The organism is Salipiger mucosus DSM 16094 (assembly GCF_000442255.1).
Lineage (GTDB): Bacteria > Pseudomonadota > Alphaproteobacteria > Rhodobacterales > Rhodobacteraceae > Salipiger > Salipiger mucosus.
Map to the genome: position 1 here is coordinate 107,217 of NZ_KE557280.1, position 17,430 is coordinate 124,646.

Annotated in this window: 19 protein-coding genes, 1 tRNA gene and 2 pseudogenes; 10 read left to right on the plus strand and 12 right to left on the minus strand. The window is 66.3% G+C overall.

Translation table 11 applies throughout. From position 1 onward, the window contains the following. Nucleotides 1–10 precede the first annotated feature (10 nt). From gap to SALMUC_RS19190, 6 genes are all read right to left on the minus strand, one after another. Nucleotides 11–1,012, minus strand: a complete 1,002-nt coding sequence (gap, locus tag SALMUC_RS19160) for a type I glyceraldehyde-3-phosphate dehydrogenase (RefSeq protein WP_020039253.1) — start codon at nucleotides 1,010–1,012, stop codon at nucleotides 11–13. Between the two features lie 88 nt (nucleotides 1,013–1,100). Then, nucleotides 1,101–1,244 (minus strand): hypothetical protein, encoded by a 144-nt coding sequence (locus tag SALMUC_RS30580; RefSeq protein ID WP_020039254.1) that lies wholly within the window; start codon nucleotides 1,242–1,244, stop codon nucleotides 1,101–1,103. 32 nt (nucleotides 1,245–1,276) lie between these two features. After that, complete coding sequence (locus SALMUC_RS31720) at nucleotides 1,277–2,362, minus strand: cytochrome b/b6 domain-containing protein (RefSeq protein WP_021120644.1); 1,086 nt, start codon at nucleotides 2,360–2,362, stop codon at nucleotides 1,277–1,279. Nucleotides 2,363–2,421: 59 nt separating this feature from the next. Next, on the minus strand, nucleotides 2,422–2,679 hold the full coding sequence (locus tag SALMUC_RS19180) for a PepSY domain-containing protein (protein ID WP_020039257.1): 258 nt from the start codon (nucleotides 2,677–2,679) through the stop codon (nucleotides 2,422–2,424). Between the two features lie 154 nt (nucleotides 2,680–2,833). Continuing rightward, complete coding sequence (locus SALMUC_RS19185; protein ID WP_020039258.1) at nucleotides 2,834–3,292, minus strand: disulfide bond formation protein B; 459 nt, start codon at nucleotides 3,290–3,292, stop codon at nucleotides 2,834–2,836. Beyond that, nucleotides 3,289–3,867: a YqaA family protein gene (locus SALMUC_RS19190; RefSeq protein ID WP_020039259.1), complete on the minus strand. Its 579-nt coding sequence runs from the start codon at nucleotides 3,865–3,867 to the stop codon at nucleotides 3,289–3,291. The genes SALMUC_RS19185 and SALMUC_RS19190 overlap by 4 nt, the downstream gene beginning before the upstream one ends. Before the next feature lie 155 nt (nucleotides 3,868–4,022). Between SALMUC_RS19190 and SALMUC_RS19195 the strand changes: the two genes are divergently transcribed. Next, a tRNA-Leu gene (locus SALMUC_RS19195) sits at nucleotides 4,023–4,106 on the plus strand. A gap of 217 nt (nucleotides 4,107–4,323) precedes the next feature. Here the strand turns inward: SALMUC_RS19195 and SALMUC_RS19200 are convergent. Beyond that, entirely contained in the window at nucleotides 4,324–5,022 is a 699-nt protein-coding gene (locus tag SALMUC_RS19200; RefSeq protein WP_020039260.1) for a winged helix-turn-helix transcriptional regulator, read from the minus strand. A gap of 188 nt (nucleotides 5,023–5,210) precedes the next feature. Here SALMUC_RS19200 and SALMUC_RS19205 point away from each other — a divergent pair, with 188 nt between their 5' ends. Genes SALMUC_RS19205 through SALMUC_RS19215 form a run of 3 tightly spaced genes read left to right on the plus strand, consistent with a single transcriptional unit; the run spans nucleotide 5,211 to nucleotide 6,266 of the window. Next, nucleotides 5,211–5,432 (plus strand): tautomerase family protein, encoded by a 222-nt coding sequence (locus SALMUC_RS19205; protein ID WP_020039261.1) that lies wholly within the window; start codon nucleotides 5,211–5,213, stop codon nucleotides 5,430–5,432. Nucleotides 5,433–5,453: 21 nt separating this feature from the next. After that, nucleotides 5,454–5,855 carry a group I truncated hemoglobin gene (locus tag SALMUC_RS19210; protein WP_020039262.1) on the plus strand — a complete coding sequence of 134 codons (402 nt, stop codon included), beginning with the start codon at nucleotides 5,454–5,456 and terminating at the stop codon, nucleotides 5,853–5,855. A 45-nt stretch (nucleotides 5,856–5,900) separates the two neighbouring features. Next, on the plus strand, nucleotides 5,901–6,266 hold the full coding sequence (locus tag SALMUC_RS19215; RefSeq protein WP_020039263.1) for a cupin domain-containing protein: 366 nt from the start codon (nucleotides 5,901–5,903) through the stop codon (nucleotides 6,264–6,266). Between the two features lie 81 nt (nucleotides 6,267–6,347). Here the strand turns inward: SALMUC_RS19215 and SALMUC_RS19220 are convergent, their stop codons facing one another. Further along, nucleotides 6,348–7,349: a GlxA family transcriptional regulator gene (locus SALMUC_RS19220; protein ID WP_020039264.1), complete on the minus strand. Its 1,002-nt coding sequence runs from the start codon at nucleotides 7,347–7,349 to the stop codon at nucleotides 6,348–6,350. A 150-nt stretch (nucleotides 7,350–7,499) separates the two neighbouring features. On the opposite strand from SALMUC_RS19220, the gene SALMUC_RS19225 reads away from it, so the two are divergent. Continuing rightward, a complete protein-coding gene (locus tag SALMUC_RS19225) occupies nucleotides 7,500–7,796 on the plus strand; it encodes a nickel-binding protein (protein ID WP_020039265.1) in 297 nt (98 codons plus the stop codon). 154 nt (nucleotides 7,797–7,950) lie between these two features. Here the strand turns inward: SALMUC_RS19225 and SALMUC_RS29105 are convergent. Next, nucleotides 7,951–8,989: pseudogene (locus SALMUC_RS29105) on the minus strand (transposase). A gap of 33 nt (nucleotides 8,990–9,022) precedes the next feature. Beyond that, nucleotides 9,023–9,289: a hypothetical protein gene (locus tag SALMUC_RS31235; protein ID WP_245584725.1), complete on the minus strand. Its 267-nt coding sequence runs from the start codon at nucleotides 9,287–9,289 to the stop codon at nucleotides 9,023–9,025. 4 nt (nucleotides 9,290–9,293) lie between these two features. On the opposite strand from SALMUC_RS31235, the pseudogene SALMUC_RS31880 reads away from it, so the two are divergent. Together SALMUC_RS31880 and SALMUC_RS19240 are read left to right on the plus strand one after the other, a co-directional pair. Beyond that, a pseudogene (locus SALMUC_RS31880) lies at nucleotides 9,294–9,401 on the plus strand (hypothetical protein); the annotation flags it as partial. Between the two features lie 274 nt (nucleotides 9,402–9,675). Then, nucleotides 9,676–10,062, plus strand: coding sequence for a hypothetical protein (locus tag SALMUC_RS19240; protein ID WP_021120647.1), 387 nt, complete (start codon nucleotides 9,676–9,678; stop codon nucleotides 10,060–10,062). 91 nt (nucleotides 10,063–10,153) lie between these two features. Here SALMUC_RS19240 and SALMUC_RS19245 read toward each other — a convergent pair whose 3' ends face one another. After that, a complete protein-coding gene (locus SALMUC_RS19245) occupies nucleotides 10,154–10,900 on the minus strand; it encodes a PRC-barrel domain-containing protein (protein ID WP_021120648.1) in 747 nt (248 codons plus the stop codon). Nucleotides 10,901–11,301: 401 nt separating this feature from the next. Here SALMUC_RS19245 and SALMUC_RS28360 point away from each other — a divergent pair, with 401 nt between their 5' ends. Beyond that, complete coding sequence (locus SALMUC_RS28360) at nucleotides 11,302–13,656, plus strand: calcium-binding protein (protein WP_020039269.1); 2,355 nt, start codon at nucleotides 11,302–11,304, stop codon at nucleotides 13,654–13,656. A 129-nt stretch (nucleotides 13,657–13,785) separates the two neighbouring features. Here SALMUC_RS28360 and SALMUC_RS29995 read toward each other — a convergent pair whose 3' ends face one another. Then, nucleotides 13,786–13,956 carry a hypothetical protein gene (locus SALMUC_RS29995; RefSeq protein WP_156883564.1) on the minus strand — a complete coding sequence of 57 codons (171 nt, stop codon included), beginning with the start codon at nucleotides 13,954–13,956 and terminating at the stop codon, nucleotides 13,786–13,788. On the opposite strand from SALMUC_RS29995, the gene SALMUC_RS28365 reads away from it, so the two are divergent. Together SALMUC_RS28365 and SALMUC_RS30585 are read left to right on the plus strand one after the other, a co-directional pair. Further along, nucleotides 13,955–16,897 (plus strand): S8 family serine peptidase, encoded by a 2,943-nt coding sequence (locus SALMUC_RS28365; RefSeq protein WP_020039270.1) that lies wholly within the window; start codon nucleotides 13,955–13,957, stop codon nucleotides 16,895–16,897. The two genes, SALMUC_RS29995 and SALMUC_RS28365, sit on opposite strands and share 2 nt — an antisense overlap. A 168-nt stretch (nucleotides 16,898–17,065) precedes the next feature. Beyond that, nucleotides 17,066–17,430 (plus strand): calcium-binding protein (locus SALMUC_RS30585; protein WP_037372336.1); only part of this gene is annotated, 365 nt, incomplete at its 3' end.

Consider the following 17,430-nt stretch of genomic DNA (forward strand, 5'->3'; position numbering starts at 1 on the left):
GGCAGGGCGATCAGATGAGCTTGCCCATCGCCACGGCGGTGTCCGACATGCGGTTCGAGAAGCCCCATTCGTTGTCGTACCAGGTCAGGATGCGCACCATGGTGCCGTCCATCACCTTGGTCTGGTCCATGTGGAAGACCGAGCTGTGCGAGTCGTGGTTGAAGTCCGTCGAAACGAGTTTCTTGTCGGTGTAGCCGAGGATGCCCTTGAGCGGGCCGTCGGCGGCGGCGCGGATGGCGTCGTTGATCTCCTCGACCGTGGTCGCCTTCTTGGCCTCGAAGGTCAGGTCGACGACCGAGACATTGGGCGTCGGCACCCGGATCGCCACGCCGTCGAGCTTGCCGTTGAGCTCGGGCAGGACGAGGCCCACGGCCTTGGCGGCCCCGGTCGAGGTCGGGATCATCGACAGGCCCGCCGCGCGGGCGCGGTAGAGGTCCTTGTGCATGGTGTCGAGCGTCGGCTGGTCACCGGTGTAGCTGTGGATCGTGGTCATGAAGCCTTTCTCGATGCCCACGGTGTCGTTCAGCACCTTGGCCACCGGAGAGAGGCAGTTCGTCGTGCACGACGCGTTCGACACCACGATGTCGTCCGAGGTCAGCGAGCCGTCGTTCACGCCGAAGACGATGGTCTTGTCGGCGTCGGAGCCCGGCGCCGAGATCAGCACGCGGCTCGACCCGTTCTCGAGGTGTGCCTGGCACTTGTCTTTCGAGGTGAAGATGCCGGTGCATTCCATCACCACGTCCACGTCCGACCAGGGCAGGTCGGCAGGGTTGCGCTCGGCGGTGACCTTCATCTTGCCGCGGCCGACATCGATCCAGTCGTCGCCGGTGGTCACCTCGGCGGGGAAGCGGCCGTGCACGCTGTCGAACTGCAGCAGGTGGGCGTTGGTCTCGACCGGGCCGAGGTCGTTGATGGCAACCACTTCGATGTCGGTGCGGCCGGACTCGACGATGGCCCGCAGAACGTTGCGGCCGATACGTCCGAAGCCGTTGATGGCGACCTTGACTGTCATGAAAATGTCCTCGCTGTCCGGGGTCTACGGTTGGCAAGACGCAACCACCAAGCTCCGGGCAAGTCAACCGGAAGGCGCCGCTTTCGCGTCAACGCCAGAAGGCCATCCAGTCGAGCAGCACGAAGAGCTTGCGTGCGAGGAACAGCATGTGTTCGTTCCCGAACAGGTAGATGTCCAGCGCGATGGCCGCAATCAGCAGCAGGGCAATCCACAGGGCAATCTTGTTCGTCATGATCGGTGTCATGCCACGGGGCGCGGCGTCTGTCACGCCTGCCGCGCGGGCCGGTCGTTCGCGGCCTCCTCCGGCGCGGGGCTGCCCGCATTCATCAGGTCCTCGATGAAATGCGACAGGAAGGCGCCGCGCCCGGTCACGCCCGCCTTGCGATAGATGGCGTTAAGGTGCGATTTGACCGTCCCCTCGGCCGAGCCGCGCATCTGCGCGATCTCAGGGATCGACAGGCCCTTGAGCGTGAACATGGCCACGTCCTGTTCCGACGGGGTCAGCCGCCACTGCCGGAACTGCGCCTCGGCGATCTCGTGAAAGGCACCTGCTGCCAGCGAAAGCTGCCGCTCGAGGTGTGCCTTGCGCCGGAGCAGCCGCATCAGGTAGCGTACCTCGACCACCACGGCGGCCACGAGGCTCAGCGCCGCCACCAGTTCCACCATGAAATGCCAGTGCGTGAAGGGCGGCCAGCCGATTTCGACCCCGTCGCTGCCGACATCCCACATGAAGAACGCCGCGCAGATGCTCTGCACGGCGATCAGCGCCGCGAGCGGCGCCGATCGTTCGATCTGTCTGGCTCCGTGGATCATCGCTCGATCTTTGCACCATCCGGCACGGCCTTGACACCTGTTATCATGGCCCGCGGCAGATTGACCCCGGTGCGCCGGCTCTCGTAGAGGGCCGCCGCGATGTGCAGCACCACCGAGATCTCGGCCCAGGTGACAAGCGCCTCGTGCGCCTCCTCCACCCAGTCGACTCCCCCAGAAGGCATTGGTGGTCATCATGTAGCCCGTGGCGGCGATCGCCAGCAGCGAGGCCAGCAGGTTGAAGATCATCAGTGCGCCCAGCGGGGTGTGCATCAGGTGCACGCGCCGGCGTCCGGTGGCCATGTCGGTGAGCTGCATGCGCAGGCCCGCGCGGGTCGGCACGAAGCTCGAGAACCGCGCCGAGCGGGGCCCGACCACCCCCCAGACCAGCCGCAGCGCGACCAGTCCGGCGATGGCATAGCCCACCCATTCATGCAGATCGCTCTCGGGATCGGTGAAAAAGGCGTTGGCGACGAAGAGCGTCGCGACGCTCCAGTGAAAGATCCGCAGGGCCGGATCCCAGACCGCGTGTCTGGTCATGGCTGTCTCCCATGCAAAGGGGCGGGCGGACGCGGCCCGCGGCCGCGCCCGGCGCAGGATCAGTCTTCGGTCTTGGTGCGGACAATCTCGAGCTGGTCGTCGAGGTAGAGCTCGAACCGCTGGCCGTCCTTCAGCGCGTAGACCTCGATCATGCCGTCCTCGGCGTCGATCTTGCGCACCTCGTAGCCCTGCTCGGCGAGCCTGGTGCGGATCTCGTCCTGGCGTGCGCTGTCGATGTCGGGCGAGGCCTGGGCGATACCGGCGGCGCCGAAGGTCAGGGTGAGGGCGAGAAGCGGGGCGGTCATCTTGGCGAACATGATGTCTCTCCTGGATCGATGTGAAGCGGCCGCGTCAGTGCGGCGCGCTCCTTCGATCTGCAGGCGAGAGGATCGCGAAACCATGGCCCGACGGGTGCAGATCGGCCATCTGCAACTCCGGTTCAGGCCCTTTTCGGGGCGCCTTGCGCCCGCGTCAGCCGCGTTTCGCGGCCATGAGCCAGAGCGCTGCGAGGCCGAGGCAGATCAGCGCGTTCCAGCTCGCCATCGAGAGGCCGAGCAATTCCCAGGCGACGTCGTCGCATCGCGTAACCGGCGCGTTCATGATCTGGTTCACGAGGTCGTCGGTCGAGAGGCCTTCGATCGAGCCCGAGGTGCAGCTGTCGGGCCCGGGCCACCAGCCGCGCTCGACCCCGGTGTGATAGACCCCGATCCCGCCCGAGGTCAGCGCGGCCAGCGCGCCCAGGAGGGGCAGGGCGGCGCCCCGCACTGCCAGTGCCGCCAGACCGATGCCGATCGCCGCGCCATGCGGCCATCGCTGCCAGATACACAGTTTGCAGGGCGCGAGGCCGCCCCAGTGCTGGAAGGCCAGGGCGCCCAGCAGCAGCGCGGCCGAACCACCGGCGGCGAGCAGGATCAGGAGGGAGCGTTTCACATGTACCTCACGAGGTAGAAGCCGCCGATCAGCAGCACGACGAAGAGGGTGAAGACCAGTCCGAGCCGCTTCTCGATGAAATCGCGGATCGGCGCGCCGAAGGTCCGCAGCAGGCCGGCCACGATGAAGAAGCGCGCGGCGCGGGCGATCACGGCCGTGGTCACGAAGGTCGCGAGCGGCATCGAGGTCCAGCCCGACATGATGGTGATGACCTTGAAGGGGAAGGGCGTGATCCCCGCCACCAGCACCGCCCAGAAGCCGACCCCGTTGAACCGCGCGTTGAAGGCCTCGATCGCTTCGGTCTTGCCGAGCGACTCGAGGATCGGCCGTCCCACCTCCTCGAAGAAGAAGGCCCCGATGGCATAGCCCAGCAGGCCCCCCGCGACCGAGGCGGCGGTCGCCACCAGCGCGATCAGCCAGGCCCTGCGCGGCGCGGCGAGGATCATCGGGATCATCAGCACGTCGGGCGGAATGGGAAAGACCGAGGCCTCGATGAAGGCCACCGCCGCCAGCGCCCAGAGCGCCCGGGGATGGTCGGCCAGCGACATGGTCCAGTCGTAGAGGCGGCGCAGCATGATCTCTCCATGAGTGCTTTGTCCGCAGGAAGCACGGGCCGCGCCGCTGTGCAAGCGCGCCCCGCGAAATTCCGGGCGAGGCGGCGCGGGCAGGGCACGCTGCGCGCGAGATTGCGGCTGGACGGGGCCGTACGGCTTGGCTAGACCGGGTCCGGGCCCAAGTGGCGGAACGGTAGACGCAGGGGATTCAAAATCCCCCGCCGCAAGGCGTGAGGGTTCGATTCCCTCCTTGGGCACCAATGACTTAGCCGAAATCGGGCAGGGTGCTGGACTGGTGCAGCCTACAGGGGCAGCCCACTCTCACGATTCACCCTCTGTTCGTTCTGATGCAGGCGGCGTATCGAGTCTGGAGCGACCTGCGGCATCAATCCGTTCGCCACGGCGATGGCGCGGCGTGACTGATCCGCCCCAAGCCACTCCTCGATAGGGGAGGTGCCGGGAGCTTTTTTGACGCGCTCAGCTTGCCAGCTTTTCCTGCTGTGCGAAGGGGCTGAGGCCCAGCCAGGTCTGCATGGAACGGATCAGGTCCGACGATCCCACCAGCAGCAGTGCGTCGCGGTCGACCGCATCTGCCACCGACCGCAGGCCCATCCAGATCTCCGTCATCGTCCGCAGATCGGCGGTCGCATACAGATCCACGTCGAAGCCGGGGTCGATATGGCAGAGGTCTACCGTCCGGTCCGGTTCCACGATCAGCCACCACTTGCGCCGCGCCGCCGGAAGTTCCGGATAGATGAACTCGATCACCACGCGGCGGTCGGGCACCGGCGTCGTGTCGAGGTTGCGGCGCATGTCCCACATCAGCAGTTCGGGGTCGAGGTTTTCCAGCGACGGTTCGGTCTCGACCCATTTCTGACCCCACATGCCGATCGCCTCGATCACCGGCTGCAGGTCTCGCCCGGCCCGGGTCAGCCGGTAGGCATCCACATCCGGCGGGTCGGTCAGCCGTTCGCGCTCGACCACGCCCGCTGCCTCCAACTCGCTCAGGCGCTTTGACAGCAGCGCCGGCGACATGCGGGGCACACCGCGGCGCAACTCGTTGAAACGGGTCGATCCGGCGACCAACTCTCGCAACAGGACGACAGTCCAGCGGGTGCAGAGCACCTCGGCCGCCATCGCGACGGGACAGAACTGCTTGTAGCTCGCATTGGTCATGACAAGCCTCCTTTCGCTCTCGGGTCCGCATCCTGACAGATTCACCCCGTCTCCGGCCAGTTCAGAACCTGTACCGGTCGCGATTCAGTCCGTGAACTGGCGGGCGCGTCGGCCCGGCTGACAGTCTGCGCCCATGCCGGTTGGCACCGGCAATGACGTGAACCGACTGACAGGAAGGGAGAAAGACAATGCCTCTTGTCGATATCGAACTGATCGAAGGCGTTTTCGACGAAGACCAGAAGCAACGAATGATCCGCGACGTGACCGAAGCCATGGTCGGCGTCGAGGGCGAGGCCATGCGCGGTGTCACCTGGGTCCGGGTGCAGGAAATCGCCAGCGGCGAATGGGCCATCGGCGGCACGCCGATGACGACGGCGGCCGTCAAGGCGGCGCAATCCGAACCCGCCTGAGCAGATTGGAGAGGAGCAGCCATGACCAGCCAACTCGCCAGGGACTTGCAGACCGTGACGCTGTACGAACGTCTCGGCGGCGCAGCCGGCATCCGCCGGATCGTCGACGGGGCCGTCGCGGCGCACATGGACAACCCGTTGATCGGGCACCGGTTCGCACCTTACGCGGATCTGCCCGAGCGGGTCGAGGAGATCAAGTGGCACACCTGCGATTTCTTCGCCGCCGGCAGTGGCGGCCCCGACGACTACCGCGGTCGCAGCATGGCCGACGCGCATCGCGGGATGGAAATCGACGCGGCCGAATACGATGCCGCCTGCGACGACATCCTCGGGACGATGAAGGCCCTGAACTACGACGCGCCCGCGCGCGGCGAGGTCGGGGAAATCCTGAAATCCCTGAAACCCGAAATCACCCACCAATGACGGGCACGGTCCTTCGGGACCGGCCCGCCGAAAGGCAGGAGAGACATGACCAAAGCCATCGAAACCCATCGCTTCGAGCGCCCCGACGACCGCCTCGACATGAAGGAGCGCGGTGGCATCGACATCGTGAAGACGGGACAGGGATCGACCGGCATGCACGCCGTGTTCGAGCCCGGCTGGACCTGGGAGGCGGACGAGAAGCCGCTCCTCGGTCATCCCGAGACCTGCCCGATGCACCACACCGGCTACTGCCTGTCCGGCCGGCTTGTCGTGCGGATGGTCGAGAACGGAGAGGAAACGCCGATCACGAAAGGCGATTTCTTCGAGATCCCGCCGGGTCACGACGCTTGGGTCGCGGGCGACGAACCTGTCGAGATGATCCTTTTCGAAGCACCGGGCGCGCAGACGTGATCGCGCCCGCACTCGGCAATGGGCGTTGCCAGGAAGGGCGCCTCCACTTGAGGAGCCCTTTCCAAACGTCCATTGCCGGGGCTATCCTCTCATTGGGCGAAAACGATCGCGATAGGCGGACGGCGGGACGCCACAATGGCGCTTGAAGATGCGCCGGAAGAACGCGACATCCTCGTAGCCCACGGAGAGCCCGACCTGTTCGATCGACGGCGCGCCGTCCTCGAGCATCTTTCGCGCCGCGGCGACGCGCAGCATCTGTTGGTAGACTCCCGGCATGTGGCCGGTGGCCTCCTTGAACCGACGCACGAGGTTGCGGCGGCTCATGCCTGCGACGTCCGCGAGTTCCTCGACCGGAACGTCGCGGGCGAAATGTCCGGTGAGGTGATGTTCGGCGTCCCGGACCTTTTCGTCATCGTGCGGCCGTGCCAGCGGCAACAGGGCATAGCCCGACTGGCTCGGTCGCGGCATGTCGAGGAGCAGCGCCTTCGAGCACTCGATCGCCACCTCACGGCAGCAGAGACGCTCGACGAGGTGCAGGCTCAGGTCGCTGGCGGCGTTGACACCACCACTGCAGTAGAGACCGGCATCCTCGGTGATCAGCAACTCGGTCTGCCAGTCCACGTCCGGGTAGCGCAGCCTGAAATCGTCGGCGACGCCCCAATGCGTGGTGGCCGTGCGACCGGCCAGCAGCCCTGCCTCGGCCAGGAACGCGACGCCGGAACAGACCCCGGCGATCCGCGTGCCGCCGCGATACCGCTCCGCCAGCCAGGGCGGGATCGCGGCATGGCGCGCCATCCAGTCCTCCGGCACCGGGCCCGAGGCCGAGACCATGATCAGGTCGACCGGCCCGAGATCCGTGATCGCACAATCCGGCGCGATGTTCAGCCCATAGGCGCTGCGCACCGGCGCGCCGTCGATGGACGCCGTCGTGACCCGGAACCGCGGTTCGGGGTCATCGCCGCGCATCTCGTTCCACATCGTCCCCGCGGCCGAGAAGACCTCGATCGGGCCCACTGCCGTCGACGCGTAGCCTTCGCTGACGAGAATGACCGCGACATTCAGCTTGTCGTTGCTCTCCGCCATTTCGGCACATTGCCATCTTGGCGCCGGGATTTCATCCGCTGCAAGCCTGTCAGGCACGATCCCCCCTGCAATCCGTCCGCATCACCCGCTACCATGTCGCCCGATCCACGCCTATTCTCTGGCCATGAACGCAACCGAGAGGAGGAAAAGATGGATCTCTACATCATCCGCCGTCACGGCGTCTGGTCGAACGAGGACGAACTCGCGGCCACCAACGAGAAATCGCTCCAGGTCGGTGAACAGATGAAAGACCGGCTGCGCTGGATCCGCAGTTACGCGGTGACCGAGGAAGACGGCCGCATCGGGTCGGTCTGCATCTACCAGGCAAGCGACCGCGAGGCGATCCGCGAACATGGACAGCGCATCGGCGCCCCCAGCGAGGACGTGCGCGTCGCCCGCGGCACCGCCGTCAAGCGGGACGATCCCGAGCCTGTGACAGTGGTTTGACCGGAATTCCCTCGCGTGTCTCCGCGAGGGAATTCGAACTCTGTTTTCCCGCGATATCCCCGCGCAGTACATGTTGCTGCATGATTTCACGCGGGCCGCTTGACCTTTTGACCCCGCAAGGATGTGACCATGCTCCCCATGGAGTCCGCGTTCTTTAGTTCGCTCTGTTCAGGGTTTGGTCCTCGACTGACCGTTGGCGATACTCCCACGGGGTGAGCCCGTCGAGGCTCGTGTGGGGGCGGTGGTGATTGTCGTCGTTGCGCCATTCGGCGATCGGCTCCCGGGCGTGGCGCAGGTTGGCGAACAGGTGCTCGTTGAGGCGCTCGTCCACTGCCCGGCAGGGCATTCCGCAGGAATGTCCCGAGAGGGGGAGAGGCTGTCAGACACGAAGTCCAGCGACCATCTTCGGTTGGACCCTTGCGGAATCGCCATCGGCGCCCTCGTTCCGATCGCGCGCTTGCGACCGCCACGCTTACGCACTGTCAGGCCCTCTTCCCGGCAGATCCGGTAGAGGAGCGCTCCGCCCTACAAACGATCCCCCGGATCGTTTGCTTTACGGGCTTCGATCCAGTTCACCTTCCAGCCTTCGCGGCCAAGAAGCAGGTGCAGTCGCCCCCTCTCGGGACATCGCTTTGCGATGCCGTGCCGGGCAGTGGATGGCCGAAGCGCCGCCGTTCGCTGGAAAGCGCCTTCAGCCTCTCTCGCAGTCCGGTGTCTACAGGTCTGGTTGATCCACGCCGATACACACGCGGATCGATCCCGGCCTGGGCACAGGCCCGCCGCTGGTTGTAGCTTTTCTCTATCATGGCCCAGTCCACAGCGCGTCGCCTTGCACCGGGCTTCAAAAGTCTTTTCCCGGCATCTCCTTCAGCGTGGCCACATCCAGCATATGCTCCGCGAGCGTGGTTCGGGGCAAACGCCCCACTGGGGCCTTTGCTGATCCCTCCAACTTTTCAGCTTCGCGTTCTCGGCTTCGAGCGTTTTCAGCCGTTTGGCCTCGGACACTTCCATGCCGCCATACTTCGAACGCCATTTGTAGAAAGTGCCATCACTGATGCCATGCTTCAGGCCGAGCTCCTTGGCGCCTATTCCGGCTTGGTGCTCCTTCAGGATGCCCCCTCTCGTGACATTGCTTCGCAATGTACTGCCGGGCAGTGAATGATCTGCTCTTCGCTGAAACGGCTCTTCCGCATCGGCTGCCTCCTCCTTTGGAGAACAGGCTAACTTCAAACCGCGGACTTTTCAGGGGAGAAGGTCACGCCATGCGCGACATTTCCAAAATCATCGTCCATGCCAGCGCGACGCAGGCCGATTGGATGGACGGCTACCCGACCGGCACCAAGATGGCCGAGATCCGCCGCTGGCACGTCGAGGATCGTGGTTGGTCCGACATCGGCTATCACTTCCTGATCGACCGCGACGGCACCGTGGCTCGGGGGCGCCCCTTGGAGCGCATCGGCGCGCACTTTCCGGGGGCACAACACCGGAAGCATCGGCGTGTGCCTCCCGGGCGGCCATGGCAGCGCCGAGGCGGACGCATTTTCGGAGCATTTCACCGAGGCGCAGGACGCCGCGCTGCGCGATCTGCTGAGCGACCTTGGCGACCGCTACGGCGTCTCGAAGATCAGCGGGCACAACCAGTACGCCGCGAAGGCGTGCCCGGGCTTCTGTCGCCGACTGGCTCGTCGAGGCGCCGGCGCCGGAAGGTGCCGCCGAGGTCGCGACCGTAACCGAGGCCACGCGCCTCCGCTGGCGGCTCGCAGAGATCCGCGACAAGGCCTCTGCCGCGCTGGCCGGCGAATGATCCTCCCCATCACCGACCGGCGCCTCGCGCTGGTCCTCACCGCGGCCGCGCGCCGCTCATCAAGAGGCAGAAGCCATGGACTGGGTTTTCTCGATTTTCGCGGACGCGGGCGTGCAGGAGGCGCTGCTGGGCCTGTTCGGCGTCTTGCTGACCATCATCATCAACCGCGCGGCCGGCGCGTTCCAAATGGCCACGGGCATTGCCGTCGAGCGCGACGCGCGCGAGGCGCTGCATGAGGCGATCAAGAGCGGCGTCGAGGCTGCGCTCGAGAGGGGGCCCGAGACCGGGGTCGAGCAGATCAAGGCGCACGCTATCTTCCACGCGCGCGAGTCCGTGCCCGACGCAATCCGCATCCTCGTCCCGGGCGAGGGTGTGCTCGACCGATTGGCGGTGCGTTACTACCGCGAGTCGATGGAGCGCCTGGACGTGAAAATGCGCTCAGCTGCGGCTGTCATGGGCTAGCTCAAGGTCTTCTTCCCTTGCTCGTTTCTGCCGTACGGAACTGCTCGGCAGGATCCTTTGCCAAGCCAATGCCTGGCAGCGGCCGGAACGATCACGCGGGCCAGATGCCCAACGACCCGTAGCGTTCGTATGGACTGACAAGCAGATCGTCGAACGTGTCCAGCTTTGGCGCCTCTTCGATCTCTTGTCGCGACACCTCGACATGGATCCGTTGCTCGAGCCCATCGACGGCCTTTATGCACCGGGTCGTGATCGCAACGCGGCGACCGGGAAGCCAGTGGCCGGTATCCACGACCACATGTTGCAGCTTCCAGTCTTCGGGATCGATGAGGAAATCGCAGACGGAGCCGATCTCACCATCCTTGGCGGCAATCGTGTAGCCGGTCACGTCGATCATGCTCCGAAGGTTCATATCCTCGGAGTCTTCGGCGCTAGCGGCACCGCTTTCATCGCGCGCCTGGACCAGTTGCTCCTGTGCGCGCGTTGGCGTGTAGAACAGCTCGGTTCCGACGAGGTACGGCGCCCAGAAACCGGTGTCCGGCAACACTTGGGCAGCATGCCTTTGTGCGTTGGCTGGCGGGTGGGCTTCGGCCGGTTCGGCCGTTCTCAATTCATCGGCGCTCAGATTGATGGGAAGCTCCATACGCTCCGCGTCGGGTGTGCCAAGGCGCGCGGCGCCTACGAGTGTCTCGCGCCCGGTCAGCAGGAAGCCGGTGTGCGCGACAAGATAACGAACCCGCCAGTCATGATCGTCAAAATAGAAATCGTTGATGCTGCCGGTTTGCCTGTCGGTGGCGTGGATCCCGTAGGATCTCAGATCATGGAATGACATCAGCATGACGAACCTCGTTTTGCGGTCCTGCCCCATAGTACCACAAGAATGAGGATTTTGCTTTCATGTTCAGCCAATGTTCCAGTCTTGCGGCAAGCCCTGATCGAGCAGAGACGCTTGCCAGACGCGTCGTTTTCCCGTGGCAAAGATCGCGTGTTCGCCCTTTGGGGCCAGGCGTGGCCAGGAAGGGGATATGGTCAATTGGAAGGCACAACTGTTGAATTAATTAACATTTCCGAGTTAGCTTTTCATATCGCTATGCCATTTGATCGTTGCACAAACAGGCCAGTTGCAGGCCCTGTACCCGCCGCCTCCAGACAGGACCCGGCGGGCCGAGCGAGCTGTTTGGTGCCGCCGATATGATCCGTCGCGGTGCGTAGCGAGTATGTCCCAAAAGGATTTTTCCCATGCCGAGTATTCCCGAAGAGTGGCTTTCCGAATTCACGATCAATGACCAGGACAGCGGGCCGTCAGGCGACGACCAATACGATCCCGTCACGATCCAGCTCACCAACGGCAACATCGTCACGCTCTGGACCGATGCCTCCGACGCCGGGGCGGGCAGTGACCCGGGGCTCGACATCGTGGGGCAGATCTATGATCCGCTCGGCAATCCCGTCGGGGGCGAGTTCCGGGCCAACGGCACCTTTGCCAACGACGAGTTCCACTTCGACGCGACACCGCTCGAGGACGGGCGCTTCGTGGTCGCCTACACCGATCAGCAGGACGGCAGCAACAGTACGAACGTGATCCGCGCGACGGAGTGGACGACCAATTCCGATGGCACCATCGGCACCTCCAGCACCGTTGCGATCGCTTCAAGGTCGGAGCCGGGTGAGGGCGTGTTCTTCCCCACGGTGACCTCGGACAGCACGGGCGGTTACCAGGTTGCCTGGACGCGCGTGGACTATTCGCATGATGATGCTGACGATATCGAGGCGCGGTACGTGGATGCCGCCGGAACGGTCGGACCCCAGTTCACCCTTTGGTTCAACAGCGATACGAACCCAGGCCCGCTTGACAGTGCCACGACGACGGACGGCGAGTTCGTGGTCGTGGGCGAACGCGCACGAGCGTCGAGCCCGGGCGATGTGTCCATCGTCTACAGCCTGTCTGACAGCACAGGCCGTCTGTCGGCGGGAATCGTCAGCGACACGATTTCTGACGGCTGGATCGACCGGGACGCATCGGTTGCCGCGCTGGCGGGGAGCGGCTTCGTCGTGTCCTGGACCAACTTTGGTGACTACGGCGAGTTCATACCCGTCGAGATCCAGTTCCAGCGCTTCGACAATGCCGGCAACGAGCTGGGCGGTGCTGTCTCGATCGCGAGCGGCGATGAGTACGGCGACAATCACACGGACTATCGCACCCCGGACGTGTTTGCCCTGGCCGATGGCGGCTTCGTGGTCTCTCACAACGTCGTCCCGTCCTCGAATTATCAAACCGACGCCGTCAGGCTGAACCGCTTCGATGCGAGCGGCACACTCCTGGCCAGTCGCGAGATGGCAAGCGCTGAGGACGGGTATTCCCCTCCGTCGGGCACGGGTCTCGCCGACGGGCGGTTCTTTCTTTCCTGGATCACGGAAAGCAGCGGCGATGCCGACGTCCAGGGCGCCATCTTCGATCCCCGGGATGCGCCGAACGCCTCGGGCGTCTACGGCCCAACGCCCTGGACACTCGGGACCATCGGGGACGATACGATTTCCGGTGGGGTCCTCTCCGAGAACCTGCAGGGCTGGACGGGAGACGACCTGCTGCAGGGCGGCGACGGAGACGACACCATCGGTGGTGGCGCCGGGGCCGACACGCTCGATGGCGGCACGGGCTTGGACGTCATCGACGGCGGCAGTGGGCTGGACAACCTGGCCGGGGGAGCCGGGGGCGACACGGTCCGGGGCGGCGACGGCAATGACACGATCTACGGCGACGCCGACGACGACAGCCTCTATGGCGATGGTGGCACCGACACGCTTCTGGGCGGGAGCGGCACCGACCGGCTCGAGGGCGGCGACGACGGCGACCTGCTGCTGGGCGGCTCCAACAGCGACACGCTCAAGGGTGACGCGGGCGATGACACGCTGAACGGGGAGGGCGGCTACGACACGGTGCTCTACGCCGGGATCTACGCGCCGGTCTACGTCAACCTCGAGTCCGGCACCGCCACGGGCGGGGCGGGCACCGACACGCTGCTGAACATCGAGAACGTCTTCGGCGGCGCCTCGAACGACGTGATCTACGGCACCAACGCCCACGGCAACCGGCTGGAGGGCTCGTCGGGGAACGACACGATCTACGGCCTCGACGGGCGCGACACGATCCTGGGCGGCAACAGCAACGACCGGCTCTACGGCGGCGACGATGTCGACAAGCTGCTGGGCGGGGCGCAGGACGACTTCCTCGACGGCGGCGGCGCGACCGACTTCCTGACCGGGGGCTCGGGGGCCGACACCTTCGTGCTGCGCGACATCGCCGACACCGGGGTGGGCCGCTGGAACCGCGACGAGATCCGCGACTTCGACGCCGCCGAGGGCGACGTGATCAACGTCTTCCTGGTGGATGCGGATGCCACGACCGGCGGCAACCAGGCCTTCACCTACGCCGGCACCTCGTTCACCGGCACGGCGGGCGAGCTGATCCTGAACGACTACGTGCTCTCGGGCGTGGACGTGACCATCGCCTCGATGGACGTGGACGGCGACGCGGTGATCGACGGGCAGCTCTACATCGTCGGCGGCGCGGTGATCGGCGACTTCGTGCTCTGATCCGCGCACCCTTCGCGGAACAGCGGGACCGGCCTCCTCGGGGGGGCCGGTCCTTTTCGTCGGAGGGGGGCGATGGGAGCTTCCGGTCCCGAGAAGCGCCATGCTATCGTTGCGTCAGGTTTCGGGAAATCATTTTTCGAAGCCGGTGTCGGTTCCGGTATTCCTTTGCACCAGGTCACACTGATCGATGATTGTCGCCACTGATTTCGCTTCCGGCCTCCGGGCCGATCCCTGGCCGGGAGGGCCGGCATTCGTTCCGATTTTCTGCATGCATTCTTTTGAAGAAAGGTCATAGACCATGCCCACAACCCCCACAGATCCGCTCTACGCCAGCCAGTGGCACTTCCCGCTCCTGGGTGACATCGAAACCGTCTGGGACGAGTTCACCGGCGCGGGCGTCCATGTCGGCGTCTACGACGACGGCATCGAGTACACCCACCCCGATCTCTCCGCGAACTACGACGCCTCGCGCCACGTGCTCGACAACACCCTGACCCCGGTCGATCCCTTCCCGGTGCTGGGCTCCGACGCGCACGGCACCTCGGTCGCCGGCCTGATCGCCGCCACGGCCTTCAACGGCGAGGGCGGGGTCGGCGTTTCCTGGGGCGCCATGCTCACGGGGGTGAACATCTTCAACTCCGGCGTCTACGGCTACGTCAACGCCGGCGATACCACGCCCTTCATGGACGTGGCGGGCCAGGCCGGCGGGCTCTTCGACATCAGCTCGAACAGCTGGGGCTCGACCCCGGTCTACTCGCAGGGCTTCCAGAACCTCAACGCCCCGGGCACCTTCGCCGCGGAGCTCGATGCCGAATACGCCAGCGTCTCGGCCAACGGCCGCGGCGGGCTGGGCACCGTCATCAACCAGGCGGCGGGCAACGACACGCTCGAGGCCGACGGCTCGGGCACCAACGCCTCGCGCTTCACCAACACCATCGGCGCGACCGACGCCAACGGCGACCTGACCTACTACTCGAACTTCGGCAGCTCGATCCTCGTCGTGGCGCCCGCGGGCGCGGTGACCACCGACCGCACCGGCTCGAACGGCTACGGCGGCCTGCCCGACCCCGACTACACCAATGCCTTCGGCGGCACCTCGGCGGCGACGCCGATCACCTCCGGCGTCACCGCGCTGATGCTCGAGGCCAACCCGGGCCTCGGCTGGCGCGACGTGCAGAACATCCTGGCCAACTCGGCCAGCCACACCGGCTCGGCCTACGGCTCCGGACCCGCGGGCTACGAGATCGACACCTGGGGCTTCAACAACGCCGGCAACGTCAACGGCGGCGGCCAGCACGTCAGCGGCAGCTACGGCAACGGCATGGTCGACGCCTTCGTCTCGGTGCGCAACGCCGAGGTCTGGGACCTCTTCGGCGAGGCCCGGACCAGCGCCAACGAGCAATCCGTGACCTCGAACTTCGAGGACTTCGGCGGCGGCTCGGTCGCGCTGCCCGACGGCGATCCCGCGGGCTACACCTTCACGCTCGACGTGACCGACGATCTCGAGATCGAGCACGTGGCCTTCGACCTGACCTTCACCACCACCTACGTGGGCGACATCCGCATCACGATCACCTCGCCCGACGGCACCGAGATCGTCGCCAAGCACGAGGGCGGCGTGGGCACCGACGTCACCGCCGCGACCTGGACCTTCGGCATCGACCAGCTGCGCGGCGAGTCCGCCCAGGGCACCTGGACGGTGACCGTGGCCGACGTGTACGCCGCCGACCTGGCCTCGATCCAGTCGGCGCAGCTCACCGCCTACGGCGCGCCGGCCGGCGACGACGACGTCTACCACTACAACGACGAGTTCCTCGAGATGCTCGCGGCCGATGCCGCCAGCCGGGCCTCGCTGCAGGACGCCGCCGGGACCGACTGGCTCAACCTCGCGCCCGTCACCGGGGATGTCGCGCTCGACCTGGCCAACGACGGCACCGGGGGCGCCACCGTGGACGCGACGTCCTGGTTCGCCATCGCCAGCGGGACGATCATCGAGAACGCGGTGACCGGCGACGGCAACGACACGCTGACCGGCAACGGCTACGCCAACGAGCTGCTCGGCATGCGCGGCAACGACACGCTCTCCGGCGGCTACGGGGAGGATGTCCTCGACGGCGGTACGGGCGACGACAACCTCGACGGCGGCTCGGGCATGGACACGCTCATAGGCGGTGCCGGCAACGACACCATGGCCGGCGGCAGCAACTACGACACCGCCGACTTCTTCGGCGCCTCCGCCGGGGTGGTCGTGGACCTCGAGGCCGGCACGGCCACCGGCGAGGGCACCGACGCGCTCTCGGGGATCGAGCACGTCCTGGGCTCGGCCTTCGGCGACGACATCTCCGGCACCCTGATCCACGGCAACCTGCTCGAGGGCTTCGAGGGCAACGACACCCTCACCGGGCTCGACGGCAACGACACGCTGCTGGGCGGGGACGACGACGACTCGCTCTACGGCGGCGACGACCGGGACCGGCTCGAAGGCGAGGCGGGGAGCGATGTCCTCGCGGGGGGCTCGCACTCCGACACGCTGCACGGCGGCCTTGGCGACGACGTGATGGACGGGGAGGGCGGCTACGACACCGCGCTCTTCTCGGGCATCTACGCGCCGATCTACATCAACCTCGAGGCGGGCAGTGCCTCGGGCGGGGCGGGCACCGACGTGCTGTCGAACCTCGAGCACGTCTTCGGCGGCGCCTCGCACGACACGATCTACGGCACCAACGCCCACGGCAACCGGCTCGAGGGCTCGGCCGGCAACGACACGATCTACGGCCTCGACGGGCGCGACACGATCCTGGGCGGCAACAGCGACGACCGGCTCTACGGCGGCGACGACGTCGACAAGCTGCTGGGCGGGGCGCAGGACGACTTCCTCGACGGTGGCGGCGGCACCGACTTCCTGACCGGGGGCACCGGCGCGGACACCTTCGTGCTGCGCTCGATCGACGACACCGGGGTGGGCCGCTGGAAACGTGACGAGGTGCGGGACTTCGACGCCGCCGAGGGCGACGTGATCAGCGTCTACCTGGTGGATGCGGATGCCACGACGGCGGGCAACCAGGCCTTCACCTACGCCGGCACCGCGTTCACCGGCACGGCGGGCGAGATCATCCTCAACGACTACGTCTTCTCGGGCGTGGACGTGACCATCGCCTCGATGGACGTGGACGGCGACGCGGTGATCGACGGGCAGCTCTACATCGTCGGCGGCGCGGTGATCGGCGACTTCGTGCTCTGATCCGCGGCCCCTCCGGCGACCACGGGACCGGCCCCTCGGGGCCGGTCCTTTTCGTGCGAGGGCAGGCGATGGGACAGGGGGGCTGCCGTGTCCGCGGCTTCATGCCTTCTTGATCCGGAATGTGTCCGGTGCGAGGATCGCGCATCATTTCAGAAAACGGATTTCGCCATGTCCCGCATCTCCGCAGTGTTCCAGGCCGCGCGGGCCTTCGTGCCGCCGATCATCCCCTGGCTGGTCATCTCGGGGGACGACGGTGCCAACTGGTACACCGGCACCTCCGAGGCCGACACGATCAGCGGCGGCGACGGCGACGACCGGCTCACCGGCCTCGCCGGCCACGACCTGCTGCTCGGCGGCCGCCACGACGACCGGCTTGCGGGCGGCGCGGGCGACGACACGCTCGACGGCGGCACCGGCTTCGACACCGGCTACTGGCTGTATTCGCCGGCCGGGGTCGTCGTCGATCTCGCGGCGGGCACGGCCACGGGCGAGGGCGCCGACACGCTGATCGGCATCGAGCACGCCACCGGCTC